The following is an 18,363-nucleotide window of genomic DNA, read 5'->3' as shown; positions in this document are numbered from 1 at the left end:
TCCTCCTAGCGACGTGCCTCAGCCGCGGTTTCCACGGCCGCACCGATCTTCTGGAGCATCTCCGCCGTCTCGTCGGTGGTGATCGTCAAAGGAGGCGCGATCCGGACCACACCGCGCTCGTGGCGCATCATGACGCCGGCCCGGGCCGAAGCCGTCGCGATGGCGGCCGCGGACTCGGGAGAGTCGGCCTCGATGGCGACGACCAGTCCGAGACCGCGGACATCGGTGATCACCGGGCTCGGTTCGAGCTGCCGCAGGCCGTCCAGCAGCGTGGCGCCCTGAGCCGCGGAGTTCTCCACGAGCTTCTCGTCGGCCATGACGTCCAGCACCGCGTTCGCGACGGCGCTCGCGACGGCGTGGCCGCCTGTCGTGTGCCCGTACCGCAGCCCCTGGGCGACGGGTTCCCGGACGAACGACTCCTTGATCGGCGACGTGACGGTCACCGCGGCCAGCGGAAGGTACCCGCCGCTGATGCCCTTGCTCATCGTGACGATGTCCGGGGTGATCCCGTCGTGTTCGAATCCGAACATCCGACCGGTACGGCCGAATCCGCAGAACACCTCGTCGAGGATGAGCAGCGCTCCGTGCTCGTCGCACAACCGGCGCAGCCTGGCGAGGAATCCCGCGGGAAGTACCACGCAGCCGCCGAGGCCCAGCAGCGGCTCGACCATGACCGCCGCGGCCGGCGGGCCGGCCTCGAGCGCCCGGGCGAAGAGCGCGATCAGCTCGTCCGCTCCTTCCTCGGTGCGCACCGCCCGGGGCGAGGCGGGCAGGGAGACGTGGTCGATGGGGAAGGGCGGGGTCCATTCGCTGACGGTGAAGGGCAGGCCGGACAGCTGCTGGGCCAGAAAGGTGCTGCCGTGGTAGGCCGCCTCGAACGTGATCACCCGGTTGCGGCTCTCGCCGAGGTTGCGCCAGTACTGCAACGCGATCCTGAGCGCCGCCTCGGTGGCCTCCGAACCGCTGTTGAGCAGACACGTCTCGTTGAGCTCGCCCGGCAGGATCTCGGCCAGCCGCGCGGTCAGCGTCTCGGCGGGATCGTGGCTCGACACCATGGGGTCGTAGTGGACGAGCTGCTGGAACTGCCGGGTCGCGGCCTCCACCAGCCGCGGATGCCCGTGTCCGCAGGACGCGTTCAGGACACCGGAGATTCCGTCGAGGTACCAGGTGCCTCCCGCGTCGCGGACGCGATTGCCCTGCGCCTCCACGATCCGCATCGAGTCGGCCTGCTGGGTGATCGGCGTCCAAGGCCGCCACAGTGCACTTTTTGACCGGGAATTCAGCATGCCTTGCTTCTCCAGGGTATGGATCGTCGGGTTGTCAGGAGGTGCGCTCGGGAGAGCGCGACAGGGCTGTGGTGAGCCAGTGGCGCCAGCGGGCACCGAATGCCTGGGCTCCGTAGCCGGCGCTCTGCTCGTCGATGAGCAGCCGGAGCCCGAGCTCCTCGTCGTGGAGCGTCGCGCCGGCCAGGACCACGGGCCCCTGGGGCCCTCGACCGCGGCTGGGTGCGGTCTCGACGGCCGGGACACCGGCGATCACCACTGTGCGCTCCGTGGCGCGCTGGTAGCTGAGCTGCGCTGTGACGGCGCCGGAGAACGCGGACCTCAGTCCGACGACCGTGCTGAACGGCACGTCCGCGTGGTCGAGTTCCCCGTACCATCCCCGGAGGAACTCGGCTGCGTCGGCCGGTGCCTGCCGCGCTCCGGTCGGGCCCAGCGAGATGACGGTGTTCATGAAGCAGCCGACAACGTCGGTGTACGCGGGGTTCCGGCCGCCCCAGGGGTAGCCGATGACGGTCGGTCCGGGCTGCGAGACGTCACGCAGTGCGCGGTGGATCGAGAAGAGGACGTAGGGGAACAGGGAACCGCGAAAGGAACGGGGGATGGCGACGCCGGGGATCTTCTCGATGGGAACGACCCGGGTGGGTTTCGGCCTCAGCCGGGGGAATTCGCCGGCCGCGTCGAGGCGTTCCCGCCAGAACGCGACCCCGGGCCCGGCCGCGGCAGCGGCTTCAGCGGCCATCCGGTCGTGGACCGCCGCCTGATAGCGCGCGTGCTGCCCTGCGTCCGGCGTCGAGGGAGCAGCCAGTTGCCGCCTGATGAGCACCATCGAATGTTCGTCGACCAGGGCGTGGTCGAAAATGAGAAGAAGGGTGTCGGCCTCCGGCGAGCGCAGGAGGCGGGCAGCCATGGCGGCGCCGTCCAGTGAGACTTCGAATGCCTCGATCTGTTCCGTCACACCCGCGGAAACCGCTTCTCCTCCCGCTACGGTGAGTTCGGCGAAGTCGCACTCGGCCGCATGCCGCTCCTGGTACGCGCCGCCCCGGGAGAACCGGATACGGTAGGACAGCGCCGGGGTCCGGAGCAGCAACGACTGCACAACCTGCTGCACATCCGAGGTGGACAGGCCGGCAGGCGGTGTGCGGAACATCAAGGTGACCGTGGAACGCCGTCCCGAGCGCTCCGCCTGAAGCCCGAAAGCGAGTTGTGCGTTCAACAGGGGAATCCGGTTCGCCATTCGGTCCCCCGTTTCGGCCGTGATTCGTGATTCTCCGGCCGCGGCGGGCCGGTCGGCGAGCGTGCCGATATGAGACAGGCGGGTGGAGAAAGCCGGGCGCCGCGCATCAACCCGGTTCAACCCGAGCACAGCTTGCCAGGGTGACGGCTCGTCGAAGTCCTAACAAATATCAGGACCGACGCCATCACCTGCTTTGAGCATGACATGCTAGGTTGACGGCCGTGACGAATGTAGCGGACGATTTGCAGGACGCCGGGGCGAAGACCGATCGCCCGAACCTGTGGCGGCAGCGGGATTTCATGCTGCTGTGGGGCGGTCAGACCGTCAGTGTGATGGGTTCGGCGGTTACCCAGGTCGCTCTTCCGCTCGTGGCGGTCGTCGTGCTCAAGGCGAGCACGTTCCAGGTCGGCCTGTTGACCGCCGCCACCACTGCCGCGTTCGCACTGATCGCGCTGCCGGCGGGCGCGCTCGTGGACCGCGGTTCCAAGCGTTCCATCATGGTCGCCTGCGACCTCCTGCGCCTGCTGCTCATCGGCTCGCTCCCGCTGGCCGCCGCCCTGGACGGCCTGACGATGGCGCAGCTCTATCTCGTCGCGCTCGCCGCCGGCGTGTGCACGGTGTTCTTCGACGTCTCCTACCAGAGCTACCTGCCCTCACTGGTGCGCACCGACCAACTGATGGACGCCAACAGCAAGCTGGGAACCACCGGTGCCTTCTCGCAGATGGCCGGTCCCAGCCTGGGCGGCGGCCTGGTCGCGGCATTCGGAGCGGCGGGCGCCTTGACGGCCGATGCCATCTCCTACCTGGTCTCGGTCGGTTCCCTCTTCGCGATCGGCAAGGGTGAGGAACCGCCGCGTCCGAGGCGGACCGACCAGACGCTGCGCCGTCAGATCGCCGAGGGCCTGCGGTTCATCGTCACCGACAAGATTCTCCGCAGGATCGTCGCCTGCACCGGCACCGGCAACCTCTTCAGCAGCATGAACACGGCGCTGATGATGGTCTTCCTCGTCCGGGTGCTGCACGTGCGGCCCGGTTTCGTCGGACTGATCATGGCGGGCGGTTCCATCGGCGGAATCGTCGGCGGCACGTTCGCCGGCCGGTTGGCCAAGCGGATCGGATCGGCCCGGATCATCTGGGTGTCCGTGCTGGTGTTCGCCGCGCCACAGGTCGTTGCCGCGGCGGCCTGGCGCGGTTGGGGGGTACTGCTTGTCCCGGTGGGCTGGGGCGCCGGCTACTTCGCGATGATGGTCTACAACATCGCGCAGCTCAGCTACCGGCAGTCGGTGACACCTCCTGACCTGATGGGGCGGATGAACGCGGCCGTCCGATGGGTCGTCTGGGGCACGATGCCCATCGGCGGCATCCTCGGCGGACTGCTGGGCACGGCGATCGGGGTGCGCCCCTCGCTGTGGGTCTCCGTCATCGGTGTGTGGGCATCCGGCTGGCTCGTGTTCTTCTCTCCGCTCCGCCGGATGCGCGACATCCCCCGCCCCGATCCGGAGGCCGATCCCGTCGTGTCGTGACGGTACGTCAGGACCGTTCCGGGGGCCCGGCCCGCACACGGCCCGGGGCGGCTGTTGCCATGGAAACAGATTGTGGGGACTGCACATGGGCGACATCCACTTCACCTCGGCCATCGCGGACTTCGACCGTCAGCAGTTCGATGCGCTCGACAGGACGGCCGGCTTCGCCTCCTCGTACAGCCGGCTTCTTCAGAAGGAGCGGGATGCCAGGTGGTCCAGCCGCTACCTCGAGTGGACCGACGGGTCCCGGCTGCGAGCGGCGATACCGGTCTACCGGTCCCGTATGAAGGCGTGGCCCGACCCGGGTTACGACCCGCGCTCATGGGGGCTGCCGGATGGAGCCGGTGACGGGTGCTCGCCCGAGGCCACCCTGATGGTCGGCGGATGCGGAGACCGGCGCACCGGCCTCCATGTCGATCCGGACGCGACCCCGGGCCAGTTGCACGGGCTTCTGATCGAACTCGCCCGGCTCGCCGCGGAGGAGGAGCGGTGCCTGGCGTTCCCCTACGTGTACACCGAAGCCCGGAACGTCCTGGCCGCCGCGAGCCACGATCGCATCGTCTGGACCGGACTGGGGCGTGAGGCACACATGTTCGGCCTGTCCGACCCCCGGTGGGAGAGCGGACTCCCGTCGAAGGTGCGGAACACGATCCACCGGGACCGGCGCAAGATCGCCGCGGTACCCATGGCGGTGAGTCGGGAGCGTTGGGACGAGGTCAGCGCGTGGGCGGCCGAACTGATCTCGCTGCACTACGCCGGCAAGGGGACTTCGGAAAGGCCCGAGTTCGTGGATCTGCGGTACTCCGAACTGCAGGAGAACCCCGACATCGACCTCTTCGTGTTCACCGCCCAGTCGTCCGGTATCCGCGGCGTGCAGACGATTGTCGCCTGGGAGGACGAATTGGAGGTGTACGACGTCGGATTGGACGGAGAGGAGGGCGGCGAGCGCTTCGCACTGTACGTCAACCTGCTCTTCCAGTTGCCGTTCGCGTACGCGCGCGCCCGGGGGATCGACCATGTCCGCCTGGGCGCCAAGGCCGAGACGCCGAAGGCGGCTCGCGGAGCGGTCTTCCAGGACTACCACGGCGGCGTACTGAGCGCGGTGGAAACCAGGCGGTTCGCCCGTGGAGAGGCATAGACCGACGCGCGAGCAGATCCCTGCGGAAGCTTCCGGACACCCTAGAACCGGGGGAGACATCCCATGTGCAATGCCGTGACCGCCGACGAGCAGCGGGCATATCTGGACGACGCGATCTCCCTGCCCGACCTGTTCCGCCGGGTCGCGGCACTGCGCGGTGCCGCTGAGGCGTTGCGCGACAACGGACGAACGCTGAGCTACCGGGAACTCGACCTGGTATCGGATCGACTCGCGGCTGAACTCGTGGCGGAGGGGGTACGCGTGGGCGACCGCGTGGGGATTCTCCTGCACCGCTCGGTCGAGATCCCGGTTTCCATCCTCGCCGTTCTGAAGGCGGGAGCGGCCTATGTGCCGCTCGAACCCTCCTACCCGGCCGAGCGTCTGCGCTATCTGACAGGTGACGCCGGGATCAAGCTGGTCATCGGTGACGCCGAGCACGTGGCGTCCTGCGGACTCACCGAAGTGCGCGTGGTCGCTCCGGACACCGGGCGGAAGGAGCCGCTCCCGCCACCGCGGATCGACCTCGATGGCAGCGAACTGGCGTACATCATCTACACGTCCGGTTCGACCGGCACCCCGAAGGGCTGCATGATCGCACACGCCGGTGTGCTCGAACTGCTCCGCAGCGAGATGCCGGTGCTCGGCCTGGGCAGCAGGCACCGTGTCACGCTCTCCCACCCGTTCATCTTCGACGGGTCCGTCAACGAGCTCTGGCTCGCGCTGGCTTCCGGAGGGACGGCGATCGTGGTGCCGTCCCCGGTGGCTCTGTCGGTGCCCGACTTCGTCGAGTTGCTCCGCCGGGAGGAGGTGACCCTGATCTCCCAGGTCCCCACGGCCTTCGGGGCACTTGCCTACTGCTACGAGGAGGCCGGCAGGCCCCGACTCGCCCTGCGCTACGTGGTGCTCGGCGGCGAGAGCGTTGATCTCGGCGTGATCTCGGCCTTTGCGGACACCTATCGGGGTACTCCGCCGACGGTCGTGAACGTCTACGGTCCGACCGAGGTGACGTGCGTCGCCACCTGCCGGGTGCTCAGCCGGGCGGACCTCGGGGGTGCGGTGCGCTCGCCGATCGGCACGGCGCTGCCGCACCTGGTGGTGGAGGTACGCGGTGAGGGGATGGAACTGCTCCCTGACGGCGAGGTCGGAGAACTGGTGGTGGCCGGGTCCTCGGTCGCGATCGGGTACCTGGGCCGGCCCGAGCTGACAGCCGAGCGCTTCGTCGTCCTGGACACCCCGACGGGGCGGCGCCGCTACTACCGGACCGGGGATCTGGCCAGGCGGCTCGCGGACGGCTCCTTCGACTACGTCGGCCGCAACGACCAGCAGGTCAAGGTCCGGGGCGCCCGCGTCGAGCCCGGTGAGGTGGAGTCGTTCCTGCGGGCCCACGCACTGGTCAAGGACGCCGCGGCCGCCGTGGTCACCAGTCCGGCCGGCACCCAGTTCTTCGTCGCATGCGTCGTGCTCGCCGATCAGCGCGCGGACGGACCCGAGGCGGTGCTGCGGCGGCACATGCGCGAAAACGTGCCGGGCTTCATGCTGCCGGACCGGTACCACTTCGTCCCCGCGCTGCCGCTGACGGCCTCGGGGAAGCTGGACCGCCGTGCGCTGCGGGACATGGCGATGCCACGCCGCACCGCACGTCCGTGAACGGCGGTCCACGGGACCTCGAACGCCCGCTCCACCTCCCCGGCCCGGCAACAGCCCGCAGAGGATGCGCCCATGAACCACACGCCCCTGACGATCGCGACGTGGAACATCGGGGGAGGCATCCTCGGGGAGTCCCACCAGCGCGGTGTGGAGCCCTCACTCGACTACTACGCAAGAGTCCTGGCGGCCCACCGGCCCGACGTGGTCTGCCTGCAGGAGGCCCACGACTACCACGGGCGCCGGGAAGGCCAGGCACAGTACCTGGCGAGGCGGGCCGGATACGGCTACTCGGTGTCGTTCCCGACGAGCGGCTCCCACATGGCGGAGCGGGCGTCCCTGGCGCTCGGAATCGTGTCCCGCTTCCCCATCCAGGACGCCGTGTACAAGCAGTTCCCCAATCCCGGGCTGAAGGGCGCCGGCCCGAACGGGGAGCGCTGGAAACTGCACGACAAGGGTTATGTCGTCGGGCAGGTGGATCTGGGCGGCCGCACGCTCGGACTGGTCAACGGGCACTGCTTCCCGCTGCACCACTTCGGTGTGAGCCCCACCGATCCCACGTTCGCGCCGATGTGGGCAATGCTCGCGGCGGACCTGGTGGCGCTCGGCGAGGCCGGTCCGGCGCTGGCGGCTCTCGACCTGAATGACGCGCGGGTGGGTGACCTGCTGGCCGAGGCGCTGTGTCCGGGGCGCTACCTCAGCGCCTTCGACCGCACTCCCACAACGCCGGCGAACCGGCAGAAGGACCACATCCTGTACGGCCAGGCGGTACGGCTGCTCACCACCACCGTGACGCCGACCGAGTCCGACCACTCCTACTGCCAGGCGCGTTTCCTGGTGTGAGCCCCGAACGGGCCGGACCGGGCGGCGTACGCGCCCACCCGGCCGGCCCGTTCATGGTTCACCGTGCCTCGCGCACCACGTCCGCCACGATCCCCAGGGCCGCGTCGACATCCTTCGGGCCGAGGCCGCGATGCGTGACGGCTCTGATCCGGCCGTGACCGAACTCGCCCATCGCCAGCCCCCGTTCACGGGCGCCACGAAGGAAGCGGTCGTCGTCCAGCCCCTCGGCCGTCACCCGGAACAGGATGATGTTCGTCTCCACCGAACCGGGGTCGACGTCGATCCCGTCCACCTCCGCCAGACCTGCGGCCAACCTTGCCGCACCCGCGTGGTCCTCGGCCAGCCGGTCGACCATCGAGTCCAGCGCGACCAGACCGGCCGCCGCGAAGACACCGCCCTGCCGCATGCCGCCGCCGAGCATCTTGCGCACCCGCCGCGCCTTCGCGACGAAGTCGGCCTCGCCCGCCAGGATCGAGCCGATCGGCGCCGACAGGCCCTTGGACAGGCAGAACTGGACGGAGTCGGCGTGGGCGGCGATGCGGTCGGCGGGCACGCCCGATGCCACGGCGGCGTTGAAGATCCTGGCGCCGTCCATGTGCACGGGGACGCCGCGGGCGTCGGCGAAGCGGCGGACCTCGGCGAGGTACGTCCCGCTCAGTACCCGGCCCCCCATCCGGTTGTGGGTGTTCTCCACGCAGACGAGCCCCGGCAACGCGAACTGCGGGTCGTCCGGATCGGGTGGAAAGCCGGCGGCCAGGTCGTCCAGGGCGAGAGTGCCGTCCGGCTGCGTCGCGATCGGCTCGTACACGACACCGCCGCAGACGCTCGCACCGCCGGCTTCGTACAGGTAGATGTCGCTCTCGTCGCCGACGAGGGCCTTCCCGCCGCGCGGCACGTGCACCAGCAGGGCGGCGAGGTTCGCCATCGTCCCGCTGGGCATCAGGCACGCTGCCGGCTTGCCGACAGCGGTCGCGGCCGCTTCTTCCAGCCGGTTGACGGTCGGGTCCTCGCCGTACACGTCGTCCCCGAGGACCGCCTCGGCCATCGCCGCCACCATCTGCTCGGTGGGCAGGGTGAACGTGTCGCTTCTCATTTCGATCATGTCAGCTGATCCTTGGTGGTGTAGTCGTCGGCCAACTTGACGGTGACGCGGTCCAGTGCCGCATCGAGCACCTCGTCGAGCTGGGGTCCGGAGCCGGCCGAGGCGATGACGTAGCCGATCCGGTCGTAGGCGTCGGTGGCGGGCTTGACCGGGTCGCCCGGCCGGCGCGAGATCTGGATCTCGGCGACACCGGCCAGTTGCCGAGCCTGCTCGACGCCCTCCACACCCGCCAGCCGTCCCTGCGCGGAGCTCGTGAGGAAGGCGACACCGGCCGGGTGCGGCGTCCCCGCCGGCAGTTGGACATCCATCCCGGCGGCCGCGCGCAGCTGCTGGGTCAGCAGGTCGGGCCCGCCGGCCAGCCGGATCAGCTCGGGAATCATGCCGCCGGCGAGCCGGGCGTTGATCTCGATGACCACCGGTCCCGCGGCGGTCAGGCGCAGTTCCGTGTGGCAGGCGCCGTGGCGCAGCCCCATTGCCTCGATGGCCGCCCGTACCACCCGCTCCACCTCGCACGCCGCGGCCTCGTCCAGCGGTGCCGGGAAGGTGTGCCGCAGTTCGACGAACGACGGCGGGGCGGACACCGTCTTGCGGGTGATGCCCACGACGTGGAGCGAGCCGTCAGCGAAGATCGTCTCCACGCTGTACTCCGGCCCCTGGACGAACTCCTCGACGAGCACCTCCTGCGGGACGGCCTGCTCGCGCACGTTGTGCGTGATCGAGAGGATTTTCGCGGCGTGTTCCTGGGCCTGCTCGAGGGAGGCGCACAGCAGCACCCCTGTGGACGCCGAATCCGAGACCGGTTTGACAACGCAGGGCAGGCCGGTGGCCGCGACCGCGCCGCGCACGTCGGCCGCGCGCGTCACCGGCACCGAGACCGGCTGGGGCAGGCCCGCCTCCGTCAGCAGCCGGCGCGTCGCCGACTTGCGGCGGCATGCGGCGACGGCCTCGGGCGGATTGCCGGGAAGGCCGAGGGATGCGGCCAGCCCGGCGGCTGCCTCCAGGTAGAACTCGCTGGTGGTCGTGATGCCGGCCACGTCGTCGGGAGACAGGTGGGCGCGTACGGCCGCCGCCAGCGCGTCCGCGCTGTTGGTGTCGCACCGGATGATCGCGCAGTCGGCCTCTCCGATGCCGGGGTACCGGCTCGGCCGGTTGGTGACCATCACCGGCTCCAGACCGAGGTGCCTGGCGCGTGAGAGGGCGAGCATCCCGGTGCCCGTGGTGTTCGACTCGACGAACACCAGCCGCCTGCGCGGGGTGGACGGCACCTGAGCCCACGCCCAGCTTTCGGTCTCGGTGCCGTAACGCACCTGCAACGGCTCGCCGCGGACCGGGAGTTCCGCGAAGCCCGCCTGCTCCCAGTAGCGGTCGTCGTAGATAGAGTCCACATAGCGGTCGCCCCGGTCCGGGAGGATGCCGACGACACGCGTGCCGGGAGCGACGGTCGCGGCCAGATGCCTGAGCACCTGGTAGACCGAACCCGAGGAGTTCCCGGCGAAGATGCCTTCGGCCCGCGCGAGTTCACGGGTCGCGGCGAACGCCTCCCGGTCATTCAGCCAGTGGACCTCGTCGATCTCGGCGTAGTCGAGGTTGCCCGGGATCAGGCTGTTGCCGATGCCGCTCTGCTTGCGTCCCGGTCTGTCCGGCTGGCCGAACAGCACGCTGCCGACCGCGTCGACTCCGATCACCCGCAGCGGATCGGTCGTGCCTGCGGACTTCAGGGCCCGGCGAAGGGCCCGAGCCGTGCCGCACAGCGAGCCGCCGCTGCCGACTGCGCCGACGAGCACGTCGATCCGGCCCAGATCGGCCACCAGCTCCTCGGCCAGCGCGGTGTAGGCGAGCGGGTTCTGCGGGTTGGAGTACTGCCGCGGCCAGAACGCCCCCGGGTACTCCTGCCGCAGAGCGGCAAGCCGCTCCAGCCGGGCGCTCTGCCAGCCATTCGCGGTCATCGCCTCGACGACGTGCACGGAGCAGCCCAGGGCCTTGAGCTTCGCGAGGGTGATGGCGTCGATGCGGGGGTCGGTCACGATGTGGACCGGGTGGCCGAGGATGTTCCCCACCAGGGCGAGCCCCAGCGCCATCGTGCCCGACGAGCTCTCGATGATCGGCGCCCCGGGAGCGAGCACTCCGTTCTCCCGCGCTTCGCGCACGACCTGACGGGCGACCCGGTCCTTCATCGCGAAGAGGTTCTGCAGTTCGAGCTTGGCAGCCACGGTGACGTCCGCGCGGGCCACTCGCAACCGAACGACGGGGGTGTGGCCGACCGCGTCGACAAGGTCATCGAAGATCATTGCGTGGTCCGTTTCCTGTCGGCTCGAAACTCAAGGTCTGGTAGCAGAGCACCCGTTCGCTGTGCACGAGCTGACCGCACCGGTTGATGGCCTCGGCCAGTCGGGTCCGAAAGCCCGGGACGTCGTGCGGGAGCATCAGCCCGATCGTCGATCCGCTGTGCGCGGTGACCACACCGACCCCGCCGATCTCGGCGCTGAGAGCGGTCATCGCGTTCAGGGTCCGCTTGTGGCACAGACGCTGGTTGAGGTGGGCGCTGCGGGTGGCCACCCGGCCGATCGCGGCGGCGTCACCAGCCCGTACGGCGGTCCGCACCTCGTCCAGCAGATGTGCGTAGGTGTCCCGTTCCGAGGCCGTGAAGTTCTTGGGAATCCGGTTGAACGCGACCGTGTCCACGGTGCCGCCCTCGTCGATGCCGACGATCGTCATGGGAGGCGGGGCACCCAACCGGGCCAGGAGCGCGACGTTGCGGTGCTCGAACGCCACGACCCCCGGGTACATGACGCCGTCGGTCGGTTCGATCCCGCGCAGCAGGTCCTCGATGTCCTGCGGCGGCAGATCGACGCCCAGCGAACTCGCCACCGCCCGCGCGGTCGCCACGAGGTCGGCTGAGGAACTCGCCAGGCCCTTCCCCTCCGGCAGCGAGCCGGTCAGCCTGAGCGCCCCCCCGCCGCCCCCGTAGCGCGCGAGCACGGCTTCGGCGACTCTGCGCGCCTTCGACTTGGTCTCCGGGACGACTTCGACGCCCTCGTGTGTGCTCTCGTACGTGAACATGGCCGTGGCCCACCTCGCGATGGGAAGAGTGACCAGGAAGTCGGGCCCGCCGGGCAGCGCGCCCTGCAACAGTTCCCCGAAGGTGCCGAAGGCCGAGCTGACCGCGACGGACCGGGAGGGCGGCCGGTGGTGGTCCGACGGCCGTATGACGAGTCGCCGACCCGTCATACGGCTCCCTCGGCCGCGCGCCGCAGGGCGTCATCGGTGGCGGCGATCGCGCTTTGCACCGTGACCCTGCGCGCGTTCCACTGCTCCGCCAGCGCGTCGAGCCGTTCTCGCTGCGCGGCCAGCACCAGCTTCACGGAGGCGGGGCTCGCCGAGCCCGCGGACACCTTCGCGCGCAACTGCGCGTCCACGTCCAGGGAGTTCGTCAAGTAGGAGCCCGGGTCCTCCAGCGGATGGTCCGCCTCCCGTGCCGCTGCGCCGAGGGCTTCCGGGTCGCTGATCCCGGCCTTTCCCGCTCCCTTCGCCAGTACGGCGGAGACGTACCGGCCGGCGATGACCTGGGCGGTCCGCCACGGGATGCCGGCCCGCAGTGTCAGCTCGTTGGCAAGACTGAAGCCGCCGAAGTGGTCCTCTTCGCAGACGGCGCGCATCCTGTCGGTGCGCCACTGCAACCTGTCGAGGACCAGGTGGAATCCGGCGAGCACCGCGCGGACGGTGTGGAACATGGTGCCCGTGTGCAGGCCGGCCTCCTTGGAGACCTCCACCATGTTGCTGTAGGGCGTGTTCCGCTGGCCGGTGGCGAAGTCGACGTAGAAGGCGGTCAGGTGGCCGGTGCGGCCGCGCAGACGTTCCAGGAGCGGGTAGTTCTTCTTCTGCGGCATGGCCGCTGAGATGCCGGCAAGTTCGTCCGGCAGCTCGACCAGGCCGTACGCGCTGGAAGACCAGGCCATCAGGTCGGTCAGGATGCGGCTGAAGCCCACGCCCGCCGAGGCGATGTCGGATGCGACGTCGAGCAGCCACTCCCGTGAGGCGACCGCGGTCAGGGCGTGCCGAACCGGGCCGGCGCAGCCGATCGCCTGCGCCAACCAATCCCGGTCCCAGGCCAGTTCCTGGCCGGCCATCGGGCCGGCGCCGAGCGGCGAGAGGTTGATCCGGTCATAGGTGCCGAGCATCCTGGCCGAGACGTGCAGCACATGCTCCACCACGGCGCTGAGATAGAAGCCCGGAGTGATGATCTGCGCGGACTGCAGATGCGTGTAGCCGGGCATCGGGGAGGTGATGTCGCGGCCTGCCCGCTCGTGCGCGACCTCGGCCAACTCGCCGAGCATGGAGGCGATTCCGCTCACCTGCTCACGGCCGTACAGCAACTGGGCGCAGGCCTGGAGGTCGTTGCGGCTCCGGTCCACGTGCCAGGCCGGCACGGGCTCCGGAAGTGCCTTGGCGACCTGGGATTCCATCGCCAGCGCGATGTCGGACAGGGCCGCGTCGGCGCCGGCGGTGAGCTGCTCGGCGGTCAACCCGTCAAGCGCCTGCGCCAGCCGGCCGACCTGCACGGCCGACAGTACCCCGAGGCGGTGGTACTCGCGCAGGAGCGCCTTCTCGATCAGTACGTACCAGCGCAGCAGGTTGGCGACCTCGTGCCGGAACTGCGGCTCGAGGAACTCCTGCCTGATGAAATCGTCCGGCGTCGCAGCGAGCCGACCGGTCAGCTTCAACGGATGTCGCCCTCCTCCATGGCCGCGATGGTCGCGGTGACGAGATCTGCCGCCGCAGCGGGGTGGCTGCGGACGAGATAGCGGCCCGCGTCCGCGAACCGCGTGGTTCGGGCAGCGGGCAGTACCGAGGCGCAGCGTGCCGCCGAGTCCCCCTCGCCCGGCGCCCGCGGGACGATGACGACGGTCGCGGGCAGGTCGAGGGTTTTGGTGCATGCGGCGAGGCAGCGCTCCGCCTCGCCGAGGTCGTGCCAGTAGGCGCGCTCGATCAGCTTGCTGCGGGGGGAGCGCCACTGGTCCACGTCGATGAGGGCGCCCGAGGTGCGCAGCCAGGCGCCGACGTCCTCCGACCCGACGGGGGCCGACGCGCCGTCCGCGGCTTCCCGTTCGGCTGCCGTGGCCAGGAACAGGTGCAGCGGGGGAGCCCCGGCGCTCTGCAGCGCCCGGGCCGTCGCCAGCGCGAGCGCCGCACCGGCCCCATGGCCCCACAGCGCCACGGGGAGGTCGACGCGGTCCAGGACCTCCCGGCTCAACCTCTCGGCGAGGCCGTCGAATCCGGCCAACCGGTCGTGTGGCCGCGTGACGTCGTGGCCGGGCAGTTCCACCGCGTACACCGCCACGTCCGACCCGGACAGCGCCTGCGCCAGCGCCCCGAAGTTCAGCGCGTTGCCGGCCTCGTACGGGACGCACACCAGAGCCACAGCCGCGTCTTCGGGCACCACAAGGGCCTGCAGGAGCGAAGAGCCGGCCGGGCGGGGGCCGTCGGCCGCGGCCGCCAGGTCGGCCAGTACCGGGTTCGCCATCAGGTCCACCAGCGAGACCAGCCCGCCGAGTTGTACGACGAGCCGGACTCCTTCCAGAGATCCGCCGCCCCGTTCGAAGAAGTCGTCCTTGCGGCCGACCTCGTCGAGCGCCAGGCCCAGCACCTCCGCCCACGCGGTGGCGATGCGCCGCTCGGTGTCGGTCCGCGGAGGCATGAGGGCGTTGCCGCCGGCGAGGTTGGTCTCCAGATCCGCCAGCTCCCGCTTGTCCACCTTGCCGTTGTCGGTGAGCGGGAGTTCGGTCAGCCAGCGCAGGGTGTGCGGGACGAACCGGGCCGGCAGCGTCCCGGCCAGCACTTCATGAACCTCCGGTATCGGCGCCGCAGCGGTGTAGAAGCCGGCCAGGCGCCTGCCCGCGGCGTCCGGGACGACGATCACGCAGGCTGTTCGGACTCCGGGCACCTGCAGGAGCCGGGCCTCGATCGCGCCGACCTCGACAGGGACGCCGCCGGTCTCCATCTGCTCGTCCCGCCGGCCGACGAATCTGAGCCGTCCGTCGGGCAGCCAGTGCCCGAAGTCCCCGGTGCGGTAGCGGCGCAGTCCGGGACGGGCCGGATCGTCGCCGAACGCCTGAGCGGTCCGCCGCGGATCGTTGAGGTAGCCCCGGCCGACGCAGACGCCGGAGAAGGTGATCTCACCGACGGCGCTTCCCTCCACCGGCAGCCCGTCCGCGCCGACCACGTCGACGAAGACGTTGTCGATCGGCCTGCCGACGGTGACTTGGTCGTGGTCCGCCATGCTGCGGATGACCTCGTGCATGGTGTCGTCCGATGCCTCGGTGGCGCCGTAGGCGTTGACGACCGGAATCTCGGGGCACTGGGCGAACCAGCGGGTGAGTACCTGCCGGCTGACGGCCTCACCGGTGACGCCGAGCATGCGCAGGGAGGCCGGCACCCGGTCCCCACCCTCGAGTCGGGTGACGATCACGTCCAGGTAGGTAGGGACAACCTGCAGCACGTCGACCTTCTCCGCAGCCAGCAGTGCGAAGAGCGCGGAGACGTCCAGCATGAGCTCGGGGTCGATGATCACGGTGCTGCCGCCGACGACGAGCGGCGCGAGCGCCTGCCAGAGCGAGATGTCGAAGCACTGGGACGCGTTCTGGGCGACGACCGCACCCGGGCCCAGCGCGAACGTGTCGGCCTTCGCCAGGAGGTGGTTGAGCATTCCGGCGTGCTCGCACGCGGCTGCCTTGGGCGCCCCGGTGGACCCGGAGGTGAAGTAGACGTAGGCGAGCGTCCCGGTCCGGATGCGAACCGGCCGTGCGTCGACCGCCGATGCGGGCACCAGCGCAAGCGTGGGAACCGCCGCGGCCTCGACCGGACGTGCCGATGCCTCGTCCTCGACCAGGGCCAGCTGAGTGCCGCTGCGGCGCAGCATGTCGGCGACGCGCTCGTCGGGGTAGGCCGGGTCGATGGGCAGGTACACCCCGCCTGCCTTGAAGACTCCCAGGATCGCGGCCAGCCAGTGAAGTGAGCGCTGGCTCATGACTGCCACGACGCCTTCGGGCCGCAGGCCGGCCGCCAGCAGCGTCCAGGCCACCCGGTTCGCCGCGGCGTCGAGCTCTGCGTAGGTCCAGCGGGTCCCGCGGTGTACGGCGGCGGTGGCCGACGGGGCGCTGCGCGCGCAGTCCTCGAAGAGCTCGTGCGCGCGGCGGTCAGGAAGCGGCCGCATCGGCCCGGCGCCGCGCGGCTGTCCGCCGCGGCCCGCCTCGAGCTGCTCCGGCACAACGCCAGCCTTTCTGGCAGAACGCACTGGCGGTTCGGATTCCAGGGCGTGACTGACCCGAAGAGTGGAATGCGGGCACCGTGCCGCTCGAATCGTTTCGCCGGGACGGTCAATGGCCGCCGGCCGCGCGGCGAAACGCGGTCCGGCGGCATTGGCGCTTTGTGGACGCCAGGCTAGGGACCGGCCGGAGCCGTTCGTACTGGCAGATATCAGTACCGGACCGACGCCTGTGTGCCTGCATACTCGCCCCCAGTCGTATCGACAAGGAGACCTGGTGTTCCCGCTCAGCGCTCAACAGCAGATCGTCTGGCTACAGCACCAGACGGTTCCTGACAGCCGCGCTTACTACAGTTCCGCGGTGGTCAATTTCCACGGACGGGTCGATTCTGCGGTACTCCGGAAGTCTGTCGTCGACGCGGTCGGCCGGCACGATGCGATGCGGCTGCGGATATGCGATCTGGACTCTCCGGTGCCGCACCAGGAAATCGTGGAGCAGGTCAGTCTGGACATTCCTGAGTACGATCTTCGTGGCGTCGAGGAAAGCGAGGGGCGCCGGGCGGAGCTGCTGCACCAGCAGATGCACACCGAGTTCGACCTACAGGCGGCGCCGCTGGCCCGCTGGATGATGGTCCGATTGGCGGACGACCACTGGCAGCTCTTCATGACCGAGCACCACCTGGTCCATGACGGCAGGTCCACCGTGGCGTTCCTCCGCGATGTGCTCGCGCAGTACGCGGCAGAGGAATCGGGCGGGTCCTTCCTCCCGGTCGGTGCTCCGTCGTACCAGGAATACGTAGCGCACATCACCTCCGACGAGTACCGCGAGGCGGTCGCCGCTTCCGTCGAGTGGTGGACCGAGAACCTCAAGGACGCCGCGTTCCTTGTGGAGTTCCCCGAACTGGCCGAGCAGCGGTCGGAGTTGTTCGACTACCGTGGCGGGCAGTACCGGCAGTCGCTCCCCGCCGACCTCATGGCCGAGGTGCGGACCGCCGCCCAGCGGGGCGGCCACACGGTCTTCTCCGCCATGCTGGCGGTCTACGCCGAACTCTGCCGCCGCTACTCGGGTCAGCACGACCTGGTCATCGGCATGCCGATGGCCAACTGTCCGGCACGGTTCGAGAACACGGTCGGCATGATGGTCAACACGGTGCCGGTCCGACTGGTGATAGACCCCAGCGCCCCGTGCAGCGAGGTGGGCGTGGACGCTCTGGCCGCGATCTTCGAGGCCGTCGATCACGAATCGGCGCCGGTGCAGGACCTGGTGAAGGCGCTCGGGCTCAGCGGCAAGGGGCTGGACAACCCCCTGTTCAACGTCACCTTCGGCATGCACGACCGGCCCTTCCCGGCGGTGGACGTGCCCGGCCTCACGGTCGACATGCAGGTCGCCCTGAGCACGCGGAGCGCTCGTTTCGACCTCAGCGTCTTCGTCACGCCCGGTGCCGTGCTCCACGGTGACGAGGGCGAGTACGGCTATGAACTGTCCTGGGACTACTCGACGCAGCGGTTCGACTCCGACGACGTGGAGCTGATCGCCACCGCATTCGAGACCCTGCTTCGCGCCTACGCCGCGAACCCGCTGGAGCCGATCGGTTCCCTGGCCCTGGCCGAGGTCGCGCCGTCCCCGCGCGCGGCGCAGACCGCACCCGAAGTCCGCGACGCGGTCGAGGAGGCCGCGCCGGCGACCCCGCCCCGCCCGGCTGCCGGCCAGGAGGATCGCGCGGACTCGCCGTGGCTCGTGGCGTTCCGCGACATCCTGGAGCGCGACGACATCGACGAGCAGACCGACTTCTTCCAGGCCGGTGGCTACTCCTTGCTCGTCCCCAAGCTCCTGTCGCGCTACGCGTCGCTCTCGGGCTGGCGGCCCCCGACGAGCTTGGTCTTCGAGTTCTCCTCGCCGAGCGAACTCGAGGCGGCGTCGGCGGCGCGCCGCCCCTCGGCCGCCGACGTCCGATGACCATGTACCGGCACACGGTCGAGGACGCCCGGCGCTTCAGCAAGCACGGCATCGACCTGACGGTCTACGGCCGGCACGACCCGTCGGCGACCGTCGTCCATGTCAAGGTCGAGCGAGGCCATTTCCAGGAATTCCTCAACGTGCGGAGTACCTACATCTATTACGTCGTCCAGGGCCGGGGGACGTTCTACCTGGATGGCCGGCCGGTCGCCGTCGGTGCCACCGACCTGATGGCGATCCCGCCGAACACCCGGATTCATTACTTCGGGTCGATGGAGATGGTCCTGACCGTGGCGCCCGCGTTCGACGAACAGGACGAACGCCACGTCAGGTTCGTCAGTGAGGACGAGAGCCCGTACTGATGCCGCGCTGACAGCC

General features: G+C 70.0%; 13 protein-coding genes. 6 read left to right on the top strand and 7 right to left on the bottom strand.

Annotated features, from left to right (window positions below; all coding sequences use genetic code 11):
- Positions 1–5: 5 nt before the first annotated feature.
- Both WA788_RS10600 and WA788_RS10595 read right to left on the bottom strand, forming a co-directional pair.
- Complete coding sequence (locus tag WA788_RS10600; protein WP_335974914.1) at positions 6–1,286, bottom strand: aminotransferase family protein; 1,281 nt, start codon at positions 1,284–1,286, stop codon at positions 6–8.
- 34 nt (positions 1,287–1,320) lie between these two features.
- On the bottom strand, positions 1,321–2,646 hold the full coding sequence (locus WA788_RS10595) for a hypothetical protein (protein ID WP_335974909.1): 1,326 nt from the start codon (positions 2,644–2,646) through the stop codon (positions 1,321–1,323).
- Positions 2,647–2,738: 92 nt separating this feature from the next.
- Here WA788_RS10595 and WA788_RS10590 point away from each other — a divergent pair, with 92 nt between their 5' ends.
- The 4 genes from WA788_RS10590 to WA788_RS10575 all read left to right on the top strand — a co-directional run bounded on the left by WA788_RS10590 (position 2,739) and on the right by WA788_RS10575 (position 7,665).
- On the top strand, positions 2,739–4,040 hold the full coding sequence (locus WA788_RS10590) for an MFS transporter (protein ID WP_335974905.1): 1,302 nt from the start codon (positions 2,739–2,741) through the stop codon (positions 4,038–4,040).
- Positions 4,041–4,125: 85 nt separating this feature from the next.
- Positions 4,126–5,178, top strand: coding sequence for a hypothetical protein (locus WA788_RS10585; RefSeq protein ID WP_335974902.1), 1,053 nt, complete (start codon positions 4,126–4,128; stop codon positions 5,176–5,178).
- 63 nt (positions 5,179–5,241) lie between these two features.
- Positions 5,242–6,825, top strand: coding sequence for an amino acid adenylation domain-containing protein (locus tag WA788_RS10580; RefSeq protein WP_335974899.1), 1,584 nt, complete (start codon positions 5,242–5,244; stop codon positions 6,823–6,825).
- 72 nt (positions 6,826–6,897) lie between these two features.
- Positions 6,898–7,665, top strand: coding sequence for an endonuclease/exonuclease/phosphatase family protein (locus WA788_RS10575; protein WP_335974894.1), 768 nt, complete (start codon positions 6,898–6,900; stop codon positions 7,663–7,665).
- A gap of 58 nt (positions 7,666–7,723) precedes the next feature.
- On the opposite strand, the gene WA788_RS10570 is transcribed toward WA788_RS10575, so the two are convergent.
- From WA788_RS10570 to WA788_RS10550, 5 genes are read right to left on the bottom strand one after another with little or no spacing between them, the layout of a single operon-like run.
- A complete protein-coding gene (locus tag WA788_RS10570; protein ID WP_335974892.1) occupies positions 7,724–8,767 on the bottom strand; it encodes a GntG family PLP-dependent aldolase in 1,044 nt (347 codons plus the stop codon).
- The gene (locus tag WA788_RS10565; protein ID WP_335974891.1) at positions 8,764–11,055 is read right to left on the bottom strand and encodes a pyridoxal-phosphate dependent enzyme; all 2,292 of its coding nucleotides are present in this window, start codon (positions 11,053–11,055) and stop codon (positions 8,764–8,766) included. The genes WA788_RS10570 and WA788_RS10565 overlap by 4 nt, the downstream gene beginning before the upstream one ends.
- Positions 11,042–11,995: a GHMP family kinase ATP-binding protein gene (locus WA788_RS10560; protein ID WP_335974889.1), complete on the bottom strand. Its 954-nt coding sequence runs from the start codon at positions 11,993–11,995 to the stop codon at positions 11,042–11,044. Before WA788_RS10560 ends, WA788_RS10565 begins: the two co-directional genes overlap by 14 nt.
- Complete coding sequence (locus tag WA788_RS10555) at positions 11,992–13,488, bottom strand: argininosuccinate lyase (protein WP_335974887.1); 1,497 nt, start codon at positions 13,486–13,488, stop codon at positions 11,992–11,994. The genes WA788_RS10560 and WA788_RS10555 overlap by 4 nt, the downstream gene beginning before the upstream one ends.
- The gene (locus tag WA788_RS10550; RefSeq protein WP_335974885.1) at positions 13,485–16,031 is read right to left on the bottom strand and encodes an amino acid adenylation domain-containing protein; all 2,547 of its coding nucleotides are present in this window, start codon (positions 16,029–16,031) and stop codon (positions 13,485–13,487) included. The genes WA788_RS10555 and WA788_RS10550 overlap by 4 nt, the downstream gene beginning before the upstream one ends.
- 229 nt (positions 16,032–16,260) lie before the next feature.
- On the opposite strand from WA788_RS10550, the gene WA788_RS10545 reads away from it, so the two are divergent.
- Positions 16,261–17,985 carry a condensation domain-containing protein gene (locus tag WA788_RS10545; protein WP_335975268.1) on the top strand — a complete coding sequence of 575 codons (1,725 nt, stop codon included), beginning with the start codon at positions 16,261–16,263 and terminating at the stop codon, positions 17,983–17,985.
- Positions 17,986–17,987: 2 nt separating this feature from the next.
- Complete coding sequence (locus tag WA788_RS10540; protein ID WP_335974881.1) at positions 17,988–18,347, top strand: cupin domain-containing protein; 360 nt, start codon at positions 17,988–17,990, stop codon at positions 18,345–18,347.
- Positions 18,348–18,363 lie beyond the last annotated feature (16 nt).

The organism is Streptomyces sp. CA2R106 (genome assembly GCF_037034245.1).
In the GTDB taxonomy this organism is placed as follows: Bacteria; Actinomycetota; Actinomycetes; order Streptomycetales; family Streptomycetaceae; genus Actinacidiphila.
Note: the sequence above shows the minus strand (reverse complement) of the source record. Positions and strands in the feature narration are given on the sequence as shown.